The organism is Streptomyces sp. NPDC030814 (assembly GCF_055572155.1).
The window spans coordinates 632,805-648,399 of record NZ_JBVIDX010000002.1; the positions used below are offsets into that span (position 1 = coordinate 632,805).

At 73.1% G+C, this 15,595-nt stretch carries 15 protein-coding genes; 3 read left to right on the forward strand and 12 right to left on the reverse strand.

Features of this window, described 5'->3' with window-relative positions:
* Nucleotides 1-119: 119 nt before the first annotated feature.
* Nucleotides 120-608, forward strand: a complete 489-nt coding sequence (locus ACZ43N_RS06115) for a phosphatase domain-containing protein (RefSeq protein WP_468095311.1) — start codon at nt 120-122, stop codon at nt 606-608.
* Between the two features lie 6 nt (nt 609-614).
* Here ACZ43N_RS06115 and ACZ43N_RS06120 read toward each other — a convergent pair whose 3' ends face one another.
* From ACZ43N_RS06120 to egtA, 5 genes are all read right to left on the reverse strand, one after another.
* Nucleotides 615-830, reverse strand: coding sequence for a dodecin (locus tag ACZ43N_RS06120; protein ID WP_055541560.1), 216 nt, complete (start codon nt 828-830; stop codon nt 615-617).
* Between the two features lie 207 nt (nt 831-1,037).
* On the reverse strand, nt 1,038-2,000 hold the full coding sequence (gene egtD / locus ACZ43N_RS06125) for an L-histidine N(alpha)-methyltransferase (protein ID WP_468095312.1): 963 nt from the start codon (nt 1,998-2,000) through the stop codon (nt 1,038-1,040).
* Complete coding sequence (gene egtC, locus ACZ43N_RS06130; RefSeq protein ID WP_468095313.1) at nt 1,997-2,806, reverse strand: ergothioneine biosynthesis protein EgtC; 810 nt, start codon at nt 2,804-2,806, stop codon at nt 1,997-1,999. Before egtC ends, egtD begins: the two co-directional genes overlap by 4 nt.
* A complete protein-coding gene (gene egtB / locus ACZ43N_RS06135; RefSeq protein WP_468095314.1) occupies nt 2,806-4,152 on the reverse strand; it encodes an ergothioneine biosynthesis protein EgtB in 1,347 nt (448 codons plus the stop codon). The genes egtC and egtB overlap by 1 nt, the downstream gene beginning before the upstream one ends.
* Nucleotides 4,149-5,423: an ergothioneine biosynthesis glutamate--cysteine ligase EgtA gene (egtA, locus tag ACZ43N_RS06140; protein WP_468095315.1), complete on the reverse strand. Its 1,275-nt coding sequence runs from the start codon at nt 5,421-5,423 to the stop codon at nt 4,149-4,151. The genes egtB and egtA overlap by 4 nt, the downstream gene beginning before the upstream one ends.
* Nucleotides 5,424-5,723: 300 nt before the next feature.
* Here egtA and ACZ43N_RS06145 point away from each other — a divergent pair, with 300 nt between their 5' ends.
* Entirely contained in the window at nt 5,724-6,572 is an 849-nt protein-coding gene (locus tag ACZ43N_RS06145) for a TIGR02452 family protein (protein WP_468095317.1), read from the forward strand.
* A gap of 425 nt (nt 6,573-6,997) precedes the next feature.
* On the opposite strand, the gene ACZ43N_RS06150 is transcribed toward ACZ43N_RS06145, so the two are convergent.
* The 6 genes from ACZ43N_RS06150 to ACZ43N_RS06175 all read right to left on the reverse strand — a co-directional run bounded on the left by ACZ43N_RS06150 (nt 6,998) and on the right by ACZ43N_RS06175 (nt 13,239).
* A complete protein-coding gene (locus ACZ43N_RS06150) occupies nt 6,998-7,444 on the reverse strand; it encodes a type II toxin-antitoxin system PemK/MazF family toxin (RefSeq protein WP_468095318.1) in 447 nt (148 codons plus the stop codon).
* An 88-nt stretch (nt 7,445-7,532) separates the two neighbouring features.
* Nucleotides 7,533-8,936 (reverse strand): flotillin family protein, encoded by a 1,404-nt coding sequence (locus ACZ43N_RS06155; RefSeq protein ID WP_468095320.1) that lies wholly within the window; start codon nt 8,934-8,936, stop codon nt 7,533-7,535.
* 150 nt (nt 8,937-9,086) lie between these two features.
* Entirely contained in the window at nt 9,087-9,311 is a 225-nt protein-coding gene (locus ACZ43N_RS06160; protein ID WP_468095321.1) for a hypothetical protein, read from the reverse strand.
* 43 nt (nt 9,312-9,354) lie between these two features.
* Nucleotides 9,355-10,782, reverse strand: a complete 1,428-nt coding sequence (locus ACZ43N_RS06165; RefSeq protein WP_468095322.1) for an amidase — start codon at nt 10,780-10,782, stop codon at nt 9,355-9,357.
* 190 nt (nt 10,783-10,972) lie between these two features.
* Nucleotides 10,973-12,016 carry a PucR family transcriptional regulator gene (locus ACZ43N_RS06170; RefSeq protein WP_468095324.1) on the reverse strand — a complete coding sequence of 348 codons (1,044 nt, stop codon included), beginning with the start codon at nt 12,014-12,016 and terminating at the stop codon, nt 10,973-10,975.
* Nucleotides 12,017-12,261: 245 nt separating this feature from the next.
* The gene (locus ACZ43N_RS06175) at nt 12,262-13,239 is read right to left on the reverse strand and encodes an alpha/beta hydrolase (protein WP_468095325.1); all 978 of its coding nucleotides are present in this window, start codon (nt 13,237-13,239) and stop codon (nt 12,262-12,264) included.
* 779 nt (nt 13,240-14,018) lie between these two features.
* On the opposite strand from ACZ43N_RS06175, the gene ACZ43N_RS06180 reads away from it, so the two are divergent.
* Nucleotides 14,019-15,053: a LacI family DNA-binding transcriptional regulator gene (locus tag ACZ43N_RS06180; RefSeq protein WP_468095326.1), complete on the forward strand. Its 1,035-nt coding sequence runs from the start codon at nt 14,019-14,021 to the stop codon at nt 15,051-15,053.
* 122 nt (nt 15,054-15,175) lie between these two features.
* Here ACZ43N_RS06180 and trxA read toward each other — a convergent pair whose 3' ends face one another.
* Nucleotides 15,176-15,562 carry a thioredoxin gene (trxA, locus tag ACZ43N_RS06185; RefSeq protein WP_468095328.1) on the reverse strand — a complete coding sequence of 129 codons (387 nt, stop codon included), beginning with the start codon at nt 15,560-15,562 and terminating at the stop codon, nt 15,176-15,178.
* Nucleotides 15,563-15,595: the final 33 nt, after the last annotated feature.

The window sequence follows — 15,595 nt, forward strand, 5'->3', positions numbered from 1 at the left end:
TGTGTGGGGGGAGAGACGATGAGCCTAACGTTTGAAACATAAAGCTATGGGAGGGGTTTGTGTTCCTTGTGTGAAGCGACGACGGACGACACGAGTAACGCCGTGCCTACCCTGGACCGGTGACGGACGACAGCAGACCCCTCGCCGTATTCGATCTCGACAACACGCTCGCCGACACGGCGCACCGGCAGCGGTATCTGGAGCGCAGGCCGCGCGACTGGGACGCGTTCTTCGCCGCCGCCCCGCACGATCCGCCGCTGGCCGAAGGGATCGCACTGGCGCTGCGGTACGCACAGGAGTGCGAGGTCATGTATCTCACCGGGCGCCCCGAACGCTGTCGCCGCGACACCGTCGACTGGCTCGCCGCCCAGGGGCTGCCCGAGGGTCGGATCTGGATGCGGCGGGACGCCGACCGGAGGCCCGCCCGCCGTACCAAACTGGAAATCCTCCGGCGGCTCGCCCGGACCCGCGAGATCTGCGTCCTCGTGGACGACGACGAACTGGTCTGCGAGGACGCGGAACGGGCGGGTTTCCCCGTCGTGCGGGCGCGCTGGGCCGCCGCCTCCGCCGAGCTGAAGGTGGCGCAGGAACGGGAGGGCCGTACCTGAGGGCGTTCAGTCGGTGCCTTCGAGCCGGAAACCGACCTTCAGGCCGACCTGGTAGTGCGCGATCTCGCCGTTCTCGATGTGCCCCCTGACCTGCGTCACCTCGAACCAGTCCAGGTTGCGCAGGGTCTGGGCGGCACGGGCGATGCCGTTGCGGATGGCGTGGTCGACGCTCTCACCGGAACTGCCGACGATCTCGGTGACCCGGTACACGTGGTCGGACATACGGCTTCTCCAATCGGGACATCTCGCCGTGGCCGGCGGCCACACGTCCCCTCCACCGTGCCGCATGGTGCGCCGGCGCGCGAGATGTCACTGCCGGGCGCCTGGTGACCCCCGGGACACGGGTCCGCTCGGCGGGTGCAGGGGGCGTGTGTTGCGCGCGCGGCTCCCGGCGTCCCCCAAGGGGCCGGGAGCCGCGCCCCGCCCTGCTTACGCCGCCGCGCTCAGGGACAGCGCGAAGCGGCCCTCCGCGTCCGTCCACCACCGGGTCAGATCGAGCCCGGCGGAGGCCAGTTCGGCCGCCACGCCCTCCTTCCGGAACTTCGCCGACACCTCGGTCCGCAGCTCCTCCCCGTCCGCGAAGTCGACCGCGAGATCGAGCGCCGGGATCTTCACGGTCTGCGCGGCCAGCGACCGCAACCGCATCTCGATCCACTCCCGCTCGGCGTCCCACAGGGCGACATGCTCGAAGGCGCCGGCGTCGAAGTCCGTCCCCAGCTCACGGTTGATGACGGACAGCACGTTCTTGTTGAACGCGGCGGTCACCCCGGCCGCGTCGTCGTACGCGGCTACCAGCACCCCCTCCTCCTTCACCAGGTCCGTCCCCAGCAGCAGGGTGTCACCGGGCGCCAGCAGGGCCCGGACGGAGGCCAGGAACGCGGCCCGCTCCACGGGCACCAGATTCCCGATCGTGCCGCCGAGGAACGCCACGAGCCGGGGCCCCGGAGTCTCCGGCAGCCGGATCCCGGCGGTGAAGTCGGCGATCAGGGCGTGCACCTCCAGCCCCGGCCGCTCGGCGACCAGCGCCGCACCGGCCTGCCGCAACGCGCTCTCGCTCACATCCACCGGCACGTACGTGTGCAGCTGTGGCATCGCGTCCAGCAGATGCCGGGTCTTGTCGGACGAGCCGGAACCCAGCTCCACGAGCGTGCGCGCACCGCTCGCCGTGGCGATCTCCGCCGCCCGGCCGAGCAGGATCTCCCGCTCCGCGCGGGTCGGGTAGTACTCGGGCAACTCGGTGATCCGCTCGAACAGTTCACTGCCGTGCGCGTCGTAGAACCACTTGGGCGGCAGCGTCTTCGGAGTACGGGTGAGGCCGTCCAGGACGTCGGCGCGCAGGGCCGCGCCCGTGGTGTCCTCGGGCAGGGTGCGGGTCAGGCGGAACGGGCTCACGCAGGGGACTCCTTCGGTGGTACGGGGACTGGGTCGGCGCCCGGGAGCCCGGCTTCCTCCGGCTCCTTGAGCGGGGTGAGCAGGACGTCCGTGCGGCTTGCCGCGAGCAGCGTGCGGTCCGGCACCTCGACCCAGTGCGGGTCGTCGTCGAACGGCTCGGACGCCACGACGGTGCCGTGACCGGGCCGGGCGAGGTACCACAGCGTGTCGCCCCAGGCAGTCGCGGTGATGGTGTCGCCGCTGCTGAGCAGCAGGTTGAGCCGGGACCCGGGGGCCGCCCGCGCGACCTCCAGGACCGTGTCGGCCAGCGCCTGCCCCTCCTCGTCACCGGCCCGCAGCCGGTTCAGGACCAGGGCCCACACGAACGCGGAGTCGTTGCGGGCCTCCATCGACAGGATCTCCACGGCGGGCAGCCCGCCGGCCAGCGGCGCCAGGGACCGGGGCCACCCGGTGACCGCCCCGTTGTGGCTGAACAACCAGGGCCCTCCGGCGTACGGCGCCGCCGCGGCCTCGTTGTCCGCGCCCGGCACCGTGGCGTCCCGTACGGCGGCGAGCAGCGCCCGCGCGCGCACCACCCGGACGAGATCCGTGAAGGACAGATCGCCCCAGATGGGGCCCGCCCGGCGGTAGCGGCCCGGCACCGGGTCGCCCTCCGCATACCAACCGACCCCGAAACCATCGGCGTTGACCGTCCCGTGCCGCTGCCGCCGGGGCGCCCACGACTGCCGGAACAGACTGTGCGGCGGCTCCACCAGGACCGTGCCGAGCGGCACCTCCGGTCCCAGATAGGCGAGGTGACGGCACATCAGACGGACTCCGGGGACGCGTCACGGGCCGTGCGGAACCCGCTGAAGATCTGCCGCCGGATCGGATGGTCCCAGTTGCGGAACGTCCCCCGGCACGCCACCGGGTCCACGGCGAACGAACCACCGCGCAGCACCTTGTACTCGGGGCCGAAGAACACCTCCGAGTACTCCTTGTACGGGAACGCCGTGAACCCCGGGTAGGGCAGGAAGTCGCTCGACGTCCACTCCCACACGTCACCGATCAGCTGTCGTACGCCCAGCGGGGACGCGCCCTCCGGGTAGCTGCCGGCCGGGGCCGGGCGGAGGTGCCGCTGGCCCAGATTGGCGTGGTCGGGCGTCGGGTCGGCGTCGCCCCACGGGTACCGCGTGGAGCGCCCGGTGACCGGGTCGTGGCGGGCGGCCTTCTCCCACTCGGCCTCGGTGGGCAGCCGGCGCCCCGCCCAGCGGGCATACGCGTCGGCCTCGTACCAGCACACGTGCAGCACCGGCTCGTCGGCCGGTACGACCTCGGTGACACCGAAGCGCCGCCGCAGCCACTGCCGGCCGTCACGCCGCCAGAACAGCGGCGCGGTGATGCCGTGCGAGCGGATGTGGTCCCAGCCCCGGGCTGTCCACCAGCGTTCGTCCTCGTAGCCGCCGTCGTCGATGAACGCCTGGTACGCGCCGTTCGTCACCGGAGTGGTGTCGATGTGGAACGGCGGGATGATGCGCCGGTGCGCGGGCCGCTCGTTGTCCAGCGCCCACGGCTCGGTCGAGGTGCCCATCAGGAACTCCCCGCCCGGCACCAGGACTTCCGCGGGCCCCGGGAACAGCGGCGCCGGCCCGGGGTCGGGCGCCGACAGCGCGGCCGGGCCCCTGCGCAGCTGATGGGTGATCAGCATCGTCTCGTCGTGCTGCTGTTCGTGCTGGGCGATCATGCCGAAGGCGAAGCCCGCCTCGGTGAGCCGGGTGCCGTGGAAGTCGGTGCCCTCCAGCACGTCGAGCGCCCGGCCGCGCACCTCGGCGATGTACCGGCGGGCTTCCTCCGGCGGCAGCAGCGGCAACGAGGGCCGCTCGGCGCGCGGATGCTCGAAGGCGTCGTACAGCCCGTCGATCTCGGGCCGCATCGCCTCCCGGCCCGCGACGTTCCGCAGCAGCCACAGCTCCTCCTGGTTGCCGATGTGGGCGAGGTCCCACACCAGCGGGGACATCAGCGGAGAGTGCTGCGCGGTGAGGTCGGGTTCGTCGACGGCGGAGGTGAGGAGCGCGGTGCGGGCGCGGGCCGTGGTCAGCGCCGCCAGCGCCCGCTCCCGCAGTATGTCGGGGTCGGCGTCGTGCGTCGGGGCCGGCGTCTCGGGCGCGGTCATGCGGAGAGGTCCTTCCCGTGCAACTGGTCGAGCAGATCGTCGGCGGGGCAGCGGCCCCGGGCCACATGGCGGTCGTCGAACTCCGCGACGAGGTCCAGCACCCTGGTGCTCGCGCCGAGCCTCGGCAGTGCCTCGGCCGCCGCGGCGAAGCAGACGGCCGCCGCCTCCCGCAGCTCGGGGTCGGCCAGTCCCGAACGGGCGGCCGCGATCCACAGCGGATTGCGTGGCGCCCGCAGCGAACCGGCCCGCTCGGCAAGGGGCTTGACCGCCCGGTAGGCGACCTCGGCTGCCTCCGGGTCCTCGAACAGCGCCACCGTCACGGCGAGCGGGACGATCCAGCCGTCCTCGCCCGGCTGGGCGTCGATCATCCGGAGTTCCAGGTGGCCGCGCGGCCGCACCGGCGGGAACAGCGTCGTCATGTGGTAGTCGAGATCGGCGCGGCTCGGCGGGGTGCCGGATCTGGTCCACTCCCGGAACGTCATCGCGCCCGGGACACCCCAGGGCCCGTCGTCGGCCCGGATGCACATCACCGGCGCGTCCAGCACCAGCCGCGCCCAGGCGCCGCGCGGATCGCCGTCCAGTTCCGGGGCCGTCGTCCGGCCCGGGTCCATCGCCGCCCACAGCGACTGCCGCGTCGAACGCCAGCCGGTGACCTGGCCGCGCGCCAGCGGGGAGTGTGCGAACGCGGCCACCAATACCGCCCCGAGCTGGTGTGTCAGCCACCAGCGCCGCTCATGGCCGAGGGGGCCCGGTTCCTCGTATCCGGCGTCGAGGCACACCTGCACCGACGCCGACGAGCACATCATGGCCCGGCCCTCGGGCCCGAAGCGGTCGAGGTACACCTCCATCGCGTCGTACCGGGGCTCGCGCAGATACCGGATCGGGGGGTTCCAGGGATCGTGGCCGAAGCCGCTGATGCCGAGATCCGCCTCGCGCAGCGTCGCGCGTACGGCGTCCAGGTCGGCGGAGACGGACCCGATGCACTCCATGAGGGAAGCGGCAGGAGCGGAGCTGAGCTCCAGCTGGCCGCCCGGCTCGATCGTCAGCGACGACGCCAGGGGCAGGGTCCGCAGTGCGGCGTAGGCCGCTTCGAGACGTGCGGGTGTCGCGGGGAGCCGCGGATCACGCAGCTCGTGGACGTGCCATTCGAGTTCGACACCGAGGGTGCGAGGTGGTCCGGTCTTGAAGCAGATGCCCCGTACCAGGGCCTCGACCTCCGCCTCGGTGACCGGGGAGCGCTGCTCCGTACAGCCACTGGCCGAATCTGACATGTCGGGATCCTCCTGAGATTCCACCATGTCGCCGATCCGCTGCCGCGAGGGTCGGACCGGCGCTGCTCGTCCCACCCAAACCCCTGGGCGACCGTTCGCACAAGGGTGCAGATCGTGGCAATGCGGATCGTCGATCTCTGTTTGCAGGAACTTCAGGCACCCCTTCCCGGACCCGTCGAGGGCCATTCGCGCCAGGAAAACTCCGTTGCGGTCACCACCCAGCATCGCCCACGATGCGTCCATGAGCACGACGGGGGAGCGCGCGCGGCCGACGTTCGTGGCGTGCACGGGGGTGGCGCCATGAGCGCCCGCCTGCGGGGTATCGCACGGGAGACCGAGGACATCGTCGCGGCGGGGCGCTATCGCGCACCGGACGGCCGCGAGGTGTCGATCGCGGCGCAGATCGAGGCCGCGCGCACGGGAACGCGCCTGTACGGCCCGGACCCGGTCCCGACGCCACCCGTCAGCCCCGTGCGGACCCGGATCGAGGTCACCGGCGAGAGCAGTCTGGAGGCCGCCCGCCGCCTCACCGGCGCGGCCCCCGTCGCCGTCCTCAACTTCGCCTCGGCCCGCAACCCCGGCGGCGGCTACCTGAACGGCGCCCAGGCCCAGGAGGAGGCTCTCTGCCGGGCCTCCGCCCTGTACGCCTGCGTACGCGAGGCCCGCGGCTTCTACGACCACCACCGCGCCCACCGCGACCCGTTCTACACGGACCGTGTCATCCACTCACCCGCCGTACCCGTCTTCCGCGACGACAAGGGCGACCTGCTGGCCGACCCGTACACGGCCGGCTTCCTGACCTCCGCCGCCCCGAACGCGTCGGTCGTCCTGCGGACCGCGCCCGAGCGCGCCCCGCAACTGCCGGGAGCCCTGGCCGTGCGCGCGGAACGGGTCCTGGAGACGGCCGTGGCGAACGGCTACCGCAGGCTGGTCCTGGGCGCCTGGGGCTGCGGTGTCTTCGGCAACGACCCGACGCAGGTGGCCACCGCCTTCCGCGAGCTCCTCACGGCCGGCGGCCGCTTCGAGGGCCACTTCGCGCACGTGGTGTTCGGCGTACTGGACCGCACGAGGGGCGCGACGGTCCGGACCGCCTTCGAAAGGGCGTTCCAGGCTGTTCCCTCAGAACGTGGCAGCGCCCGAGGCTCCTAGGGCCTTTCGTTTGGATCAGGCCGACTTCGGGCCACGGTGCCTCGACTCCGTCGGTGAGCGGGGCGTGGCGCGTGCAGCGGCAAGGTGGAGGAGGGCGTCAACGCGATGGGGTCCCCCCCGCGCGAGGTTGTTCGAGCGTGGGGGAGTCGGCGACCGACGACAACGCGGCAGATGCGCGTGCCACGCCCCGCGGCCCAGCCGCGTCACCAACCTGCCCGGACAGCACGCCTGGTGCTGTGACCGGAAAAGTTCACCGGTTCGCGACGCCCGGCACGGCACCTCGCCGCGTTGTCGCATCACCCGCGTACCTCCAGTACGCGGGTGATACTCCGCCTTGCGATGCTCCCCCACTGCCTGAACGGCGTGGGAGGTGCCGCCGGCACCGGACGCCGCGAGCTGTCCGGCAAACCTTTCCGCTCACAGCATTAGCGCCACCCGTACCGTTCCCGCAGCCGGTGCACGACGGAGTTGAACCGCATCCGGTCCAGGGCGCACGCCTCCCGCCGCATTCCCGCCTCGTGCAGCCGCAGCACCCGGTCCACATCCACCCAGGACGCCCGCCCCGACCGGTCCCACGGTCCGCTGCCGATCGGCACCCATTCCCGGTCCCCGTCATGCCGCCGGCTCGACAACTGCACGGCGAGGAACGTCCCGGCCGGCTCCCGCGCCACCACCAGCACCGGCCGGTCCTTGCCCCGCCCGTCGTTCTCCTCGAACGGCACCCAGGTCCACACGATCTCCCCGGGGTCGGGGTCCCCGTCGTGCGCTGGCGAGTACTCGGTACGCACCGGTCCTACCCGGCGGGGGTCGGCCTCGGTGGTGGCGGAAGGGCCGTAACGGCCCGGTACGTCTTGATCGGCGAACGCAGTCACGGGGCAACGCTAACCCGCGCCCCCTTTGGGGCGCGGGCCGGTAGCGGTGTGCGCGCCACGCCCCGTGGCCCGCGCGGGACTGTCAAACCTAGGGCTCCCGGTCCACCGGTACCTTCTCCACCGGCGTCCCGTTGACCGCGGCCGTGCCGCCGGCCGGCGTCCCGTTCTGGTTCATGGACGCCAGCAGCTGGCGGGCCAGCCCCAGCCCGGTACCGCCCATCGTCAGCGCCTTGGCGAACATGTCGGCCATCCCATCGGCGCCGTTGAGCACCACCATGTTGTCGACGTTCCCGAAGGCGGACGCTCCCGCCTGCACGATCTCCGGCCACTGTTCGGCCAGTTGCTGTGCGATCACCGCTTCCTGGTTCTCGGCCAGTGCGGCGGCCCGCGCCTTGATGCCCTCGGCCTCGGCGAGCCCCTTGGCGCGGGCGGCCTCGGCGGCGGCGAGCCCCTTGGCCTGCCGGGCGGCGGCCTCGGCCTCACCGGTGGCGCGGGTCGCGTTCGCCTCGGCGGCGGCGGCGAGTTCGGTCTCCTTGGCCTTGGCCTGCGCGGCGGAGATACGTGCGTCGCGCTCGGCCTCGGCGAGGGTCCGCTTCTCGTAGGCCTTGGCGTCGGCGGGCTTGCGCACGTCCGCCTGGAGCTGCTGCTCACGCCGCGACGCCTCCAGCTCCGCGACCCGGGTCTCCTGGACGACGACCTCCTGCCGGGCGCCCGCCTCGGCGAGGGGTCCGGCCTGCTTGGCCGTGGCGGCAGCCTTGTCACGCTCCGCCTGGTAGCCGGCCTGGAGGATCTCACTGTCCCGGGTGGCCTCCGCCATCCGCGCGGCGGCCTGCTGCTCGGCCTCGGTGGCGAGCCGGTTCGCCTCGGCCTGCGCGATCCGGGCGTCCCGCTGGACGGCCGCCGCGTGCGGCATGGCGAGGTTCTTGATGTAGCCGGTCGGGTCCTCGATCTCGTGGATCTGCAACGAGTCGACGATCAGCCCCAGCTTCTCCATCTCCGTACCGCAGGCCGCCCGGGTCTGCCCGGTCAGCTTCTCGCGGTCGCGGATCATGTCCTCGACCGTCAACCCGCCCACGATGGACCGCAGATGGCCCGCGAACACGTTGTGCACCCGCTCCGAGACCCGTTTCTGCTGGTCGAGGAAGCGGCGGGCCGCGTTGGCGATGGACACGAAGTCGTCGCCGACCTTGAAGATGACCACGCCCCGGATCTTCAGCGGAATGCCCTGGTGGGTCACGCACTCCACGGCCAACTCGGTCTGGTTCAGATCGAGCGAGAGCTTGCGCACCGCCTGCATCCCCGGCAGCACGAGCGTGCCGCGCCCGGTGACGATGCGAAAGCCCATGCCCTCCTCCAGGCCCTCCATCTTGTGCTTGGAGCCGGAGATGATCAGCGCCTCGTTGGGTTCGGCGACCCGCCACATCAGTTTGAACAGGCCGATCAGTACCAGGACGGCGACGAAGGCCGCCCCCGCGATGATGCCGATGAACATCGGCACACCCCCCTTGGCCAGGTGCCCTTGCGGCACCGAACGTCGGGAGTGTCCCAAGGCGCCCGGCCGGGGTACAGAGCCGCACGGACCGTTGTTGCCGTCTTGATGCGAACCGCCGCCGCGGAAGCGGCGAGTGCCCCCGACGGGCCGTCAACTCTCGTACGCCGCCGATACATAGACCGTGCGCGGCGGGAGGTACTCCATCACCATCACCAGGGTTCCCGGCTCGATCCGGTCCTTCGCGGAGGCGGGGTACGCCAGGAAGTGCTCGGCCCCGCCGCGCACCCGGACGATCACCTCGCCGACGAGCCCGGGACCGACCGCACCGGTCACCCGTCCCATCAGCCCGACCATCGACGCTTCGTCCATGGTCACAGCGTACGGGTCACAGCCCGGCCCCCGAACCCGCTCGCACCGCTCACACCACGGGGGACTCGGCGGGGGTCGTCGCGTCCGGCGGCCACAGTTCGTGCCAGCGCTGGTCCGCCTCCAGCTGCGCGGCCAGCGACAGCAGCAGCGGCTCGCTGTTCGCCGGGCCGAGCAACTGCGCGCCCACCGGCAGCTCGTCGCCCACGAAGCCCGCCGGTACGTTCACCCCGGGCCAGCCGAGCACGTTCCACGGCCAGGCGTACGGGCAGGCGGCGATCATCGCCCGGTCGGTGCCGAACCCGCCTAGGTCGATCATGGAGCCGACGCGCGGCGGGGGAGCGGCGGTGGTCGGCGCGAGCAGCACGTCGTAGGTGCTGAACAGCGCGCCGATCCGCTGGTGGAGCGTGGCCTCCGCACGGCGCGCCAGCCGTAGCGGCGCCCCCGCGAGCAGCCGGCCGAGGCGGGCCGCGTCGCGGGTGCGCCGGTCCAGGAGGTCCTGCCGGGAGATCGCGCCGACGAGTTCGGCAATGCCCGCGGTGGCGCGCGGGACGAAGGTGAGCCCGATCTGTCCGTAGCGGGGCTCGGCCTCCTCCACCTCGTGCCCGAGCGCGGCGAGCCGTTCCGCGACCGCCCGGACCTTGTCCCTCACCCGAGGATCCAGCCGTGCGGGCAGCGCGGTGAACGGCGGCTTCAGGGACAGCGCGATCCGCAGGCGCCCGGGATCACGCGTGACGGCCCCACAGGCGTCGACGGCGTCCGGCCGGTGCAGGTCGCCCTCGTGGTTGCCGGCGGCCGCGTCGAGCAGGAGGGCGGCGTCGGCGACCGTGCGGGCGAGGGTGCCGTTGACGGTGATGCCCTGGAAGGACTCCGGGCGCGGCCACGTGGAGATACGGCCGCGCTGCGGCTTGATGCCGATGAGATGCGTCCAGGAGGCGGGGATACGGATCGACCCCGCCCCGTCCGACCCGAGCGCGCCCGGCACGAGCCCCGCCGCGACGGCGGCCGCCGATCCGCCCGAGGAGCCGCCGGGGGTGTGGTCGGTGTGCCAGGGGTTGCGGGTGGTCCCGAAGGCGGGTCCCTCGGTGAAGGGCCACTGCCCGAGTTCACAGGTGTTGGTCTTGCCGACCACGATGGCCCCGGCCGCCCGCAGCCGTCGTACCGCCTCGCCGTCCTCCGGCAGCGACGGGAACTCGCCCTGACAGCCGAACGCGGTCGGCTCGCCCGCCACGTCCATGTCGTCCTTCACGGCCACCGGCACCCCGAGCAGGGGCCGCCGCCCGCCCGCCGCCAGCTCCCGGTCGGCCGCCTCGGCCTCCATCAGCGCCGCCTCGGCCCGTACCCGCCGGAAGGCGTTGACCGTCGGCTGACTCGCCTCGATCCTGGCGAGGGTCCGCTCGACCAGTTCCCGTGACGTCACCTCCCCGGCGGCCAGCGCGCGGGCACACTCCGCCAGACCCGGGGAACGGTCGGCAGCCATACGGAACACCTCCGGAAGCAGCTCGTCTACCGAACGGTAACGTCCGGGTGCGGGAAGCGGTACGGCAAGGACGACTTCCCTGGTGACCACGGCGGTTCGCGGCAGACCCAAGCGGTCCACCACGAGGACGGCCCCCGCCCGGCCGACCGCGCCCCGCACGTGCCGCGCCCCGCGGCGCCCGGCCCTTTCGCTATCCGCGGGCCAAGCGGCGCATGGTGAGGGCCAATTGCAGCCGCAGCCGTCCGTGTGGGTCGCGCACCGGCCAGCCCAGCAGGGCCTCCGCGTGGGTCAACCGGTCCTGGAGTGTGGAGTGGTGGACGTTGACCTCGGCGGCCGCCGCCCGCAGGCTCGCCGTGGACGCGACCGCGTGCAGCGTGGCCAGCATCCACGGCGCGTCCGCCGCGGCCTTCTCCAGCTCCCGCACATCCGGCGGCGGTTCACCTCCCGGAACGACCGACTCGGCGAGCAGCGCCAGCCCGCCCAGATCCTCCGCGTGCACCACTTGCTCCCCGGGGTCCCGGGCCGTCCCCTCCGCCGTGAACCGCAGGGCCACCCGGGCGGCGGCCCACGACCGGGGCAACTCCGGCACGGGCACCGCCGGCCCGACTCCGACCCGCCCCTCGATGCCCTGGACGTTCTCGTCCGGGACGCCGCGGGGAGGTCCGTCGGGCGGCCCCGCGGCGCCGAGGACCAGGACGCGGGGCCGCCCGCCGTGGGGAGCCACGACGCGGGCGCGGGCGTCGGGCGCGAGACCGAGGCGGCGTGCGGCGTGCAGGCGGGCCTGTTCGGCGGCGGTGGCGTCGAGCAGGGTCTCCACGAGGGCCGGGTCGTCGGCGGGGGAGACGGGCGCGCGCCCGCGCGTACGGTCGAGCACCAGCCGGAGGGCGCCCGCGGCCCGCTCCAGGATCACCGCGTCCACGACGCTCGGCTCACCGCTCCCGGCCCGCTCCAGCCACAGCGCCGGGGCCCCGTCCGGGACCACCGCGGCGGAGGGCCAGCCCGGCTCCGGCGGCAGGGGGCTGTCCAGCCGCCGGCCGTCCGGCTCCACCCGCACCCGCACGCGCCGCTCGTCGTCGACCAGCCGCGCGGGACATCCCGCCAGTACGGCCGCGCCCCGCACCAGCGCCTCCAGGCCCGCCCGGGACTCGGCCAGCGCGTCGAAGTAGGCGATGACCCGGACGGCGGCGCCGGCATCCGGATCCACGGCGGTAAGCCGCCCCGCCAGCTCTTTCATGGCCCCATGGTGCGGCATGAGGTGGGTGTGGGGGGAGGGCGTTGCCCGTCCGTGGACGGGTGGGGGTTGTCAGCGCGGTTCCCCGCGCCCAGCAAGAGCGACCGGGGCCGCGCCCCCGTGCTTCTCAGCTGAAGGGCGGGGGCGCAGGCCCGTCCCTTCAGGGGCGCGGGGAACCGCGCGACAGGCCACAGCGGACCCGCACCCGGCACAACGACCCGCACCCCCGAGCCATGAGGCGCCGCGCCCTACTCCCCGAGCAGCCGCCGCAACCACCTCACATGTGCTTCCCGGCAGTCCTGTGACAGCGCTGCCTGGGGCGCGAACCCGTCGAACCCGTGGAACCCCCCGGGCCAGACATGCAGCTCGGCCTCTCCGCCCGCCTGCCACAACCGTGACGCGTACGCGACGACCTCGTCCCGGAACGTCTCCGCGGAGCCCACGTCGAGAAACGCCGGCGGCAACCCCGACAGATCCTTCGCCCGCGCGGGCGCCGCGTACTCGGACACCTCCGGCCCGCCCCGCAGCTCACCCAGCAACGCCGTCCAGCCCGTCTCGTTCGCGGTCCGGTCCCACACCCCGAGCCCCGCCATCTGGTGCGCCGACGGTGTGTCGTTCCGGTCGTCGAGCATCGGACACAGCAGCATCTGCCCGATCGGCCGCGGCCCGCCACGGTCCCGCGCGAGCAACGCCAGCGCGGCGGTCAGCCCGCCGCCCGCGCTGGCGCCCGTGATGACGATCCGGTCCGGGTCCCCGCCGATCTCCTTCGCGTTCCCGGCCGTCCACAGCAGTCCTGCCCAGACGTCGTCGATGGGCGCCGGATGCGGGTGCTCGGGGGCCAGCCGGTACTCCACGGACACCACGACCGCGCCCAGCTCCTGCGCCCAGGCGAGCGGCGCGTCCACCCCGACCCGGTTGTTGCCGACGACCATGCCGCCGCCGTGCACGTTGTAGAACACGGGCAGCGGGCCCGGCCGCACCGGTTCCCTCGGGCGGCAGATCAGCAACGAGATCTCGGGGGCGCCCTCCGGCCCCGGCACCAGCCGGTCCTCGACCTCGAAGGTCCCGCCCATCGTCAGGTCCAGCTGGGCCAGGAGTTCGATGCCCGGCCCCTGACGCAGCGCCGCTATGTCGTCCATGGTGAACTCGCGGGGCAGCATGTCCTTGATGACTTCCAGTACTGCCGAGAGTTCCGGGTCGAACGGGGGCGGGACCATGGTGCTCATGGCTTCTCCTCTGCGGTGCCGTGCCAGTGGTTCGTACCGCGATGATGCGCGCGCCCGCAAGCGGCGAGGAGGCCGTCGTACGGCGGCCGATCCCCGCCAAGTGGCGGGTGCCCCCACCGAACCCCACCGCAGTCCACCGCGCCGAGGCGGCAGCCCCGCACCGCGCCCCCTGCGCACGAGGTGACGGAATCCGCCCCAGCCGCATGGCGCCGCGACGCCGACGGCCCGCCATGTCCGCACCCCGCCGTGACAACCGGCCGCCCCGGCGCATGTTCAACACACAGATCACGCCATAGCTTTGGCGTGTTTCGCGGACGTGGCGCCCGCATGAGCCCCCGGCGCGCGCCGACAACGCGGTCCCCGGCACGCCTGTCGCGGAGAACGGGGCGAGAACCGGCACCCGTCGTCTCGCGTGTGCGGCGCAGCCCGCTCTCCGCGCCTCCCGAACAGCCGACCGGCCCTGTTGCCAGCGCAACCGCGCCCCGCGCGCCGCGCCGGGACAGCACGCGCTCCCGGACCGAGGGCGGCCGCGTACGGGCGGGGCCGGTGTACGACCGTCCGGCGGTCGTCCGCACAGCGCCGCGATCACCCCACCTTCACGGAGATGGCGCGAAATGGTTGCACGACTGAACAGGTTTCGAACATATTCGCCAAACTGCCCAGCCACAAAGATCGGTCGCCCGAACCGAGCCCCCGCACGGCCCGGACCCGAGCTCCCGTGTGGCCGGAAGTCCCCCGGCCGGTAAGCCCTTCACAGCCTCTGCAAGGATGCCGTCGTCATGGTGCAGATACCGAAAGAGCCCGCCCCGCCCGCGCCGCTGCAACGGTCCGTGCCCACGAGCGCCGATGTGGCCCGCCTGGCGGGTGTGTCCCGAGCGACCGTCAGTTATGTCCTCAACAACACCAGCGCCGTCCGCATCAGCGAGCCCACCCGCCGCCGGGTCCACGAGGCCGCGAAGGAGCTGGGGTACGTACCGCACGCGGCGGCCCGCAGCCTGCGCGCCGGCCACAGCCGCATGGTGCTCATGCCGACCCCCAACGTGCCCATAGGGCCGCTCTACAGCCAGTTCATCAACGATCTCCAGTGGGCACTCAGCCGCCTCGACTACACCGTCGTGCAGTACGGCGGTGTGGGTCTGCGCGGCGACGAGGCGGCACGGGCCTGGGCCGAGCTGCGCCCGGTCGCCGTCATCGTCCCCGGCGAGGGGCTCGGCCCGCAGGGTGTGGCCATCCTGAAGCGTTCCGGCGCCCGGGCCGTCGTCACCCTCAGCCCCGAACCCGTCGAGGGCGCCCATGTGCTGCTCCTGGACCACGGCGTCGTCGGCGAGAGCGCCGGCCGGCATCTGGTCGAGCGCGGGCGCCGCCGTATCGGTGTCGTCGTGCCCGAGGAACCCGGCCTAGGGGTGTTCTCCCGGCCCCGGCTCGCGGGCGTCCGGCGCGCGGTGCGGGGCACCGAGGCGACGGTCACCGAACTGCCCCTGGCCTACGAAGAGGAGGCGGCGGGCCGGCTCGCCGCCCGCTGGCGCTCCCTCGGTCTTGACTCGGTATTCGCGTACAACGACGAATACGCGATGCTCGTGATGCGGGCGTTGCGGGACGAGGGCATCGGCGTCCCCGACGAAACGGCCGTCGTCGGGGCCGACGACCTCATGCTGGGCCGTCTGCTGCGGCCGCGCCTCAGCACGGTCCACATCGAACTGCCGTCCGGCCGCGACCTCGCGGAACTGGTCGACCGCGCGGTTCGCGACCCCGCCCTGCTGCCCACGACCCACGATGTGCTCGGCGCGCGGATCGTCCACCGCGAATCGAGCTGACAGGGCGATGCCCGGACGGCGTCCGGATGCGCGGGGCCCCGGCCGAGCTCACCCGGCGTCGACCCGCGGCGCGCGGACCGGCGACCACCCGTGGCCGCCGCCGTCGCCCCGGGCCCGCCGGTTCACTGCCCGTTCTGCTCGACCTGCGCCTGCTGGGCGGCGACGGCCTTGCGGACCTCGTCCATGTCCAGCTTGCGGGCCTGCCCGATCACATCGGTCAGCGCGGCCTCGGGCAGCGCGCCCGGCTGCGCGAAAACGGCCACCTGGTCACGGACGATCATCAGCGTCGGGATGGACTGGATGCCGAAGGCCTGTGCCAGCTCGGGCTGAGCCTCGGTGTCCACCTTGCCGAACACCAGGTCCGGGTTGTCCTCGGCGGCCTTCTCGTAGACCGGCGCGAACTGACGGCACGGCCCGCACCAGGACGCCCAGAAGTCGATCAGGACGAAGTCGTTGTCCGTGACCGTCTGGTCGAAGTTCTCCTTGGTGAGCTCCACGGTGCTGCTCATGGCGTGCATCCCTCTTCCTGGGTGTCGGTGCTC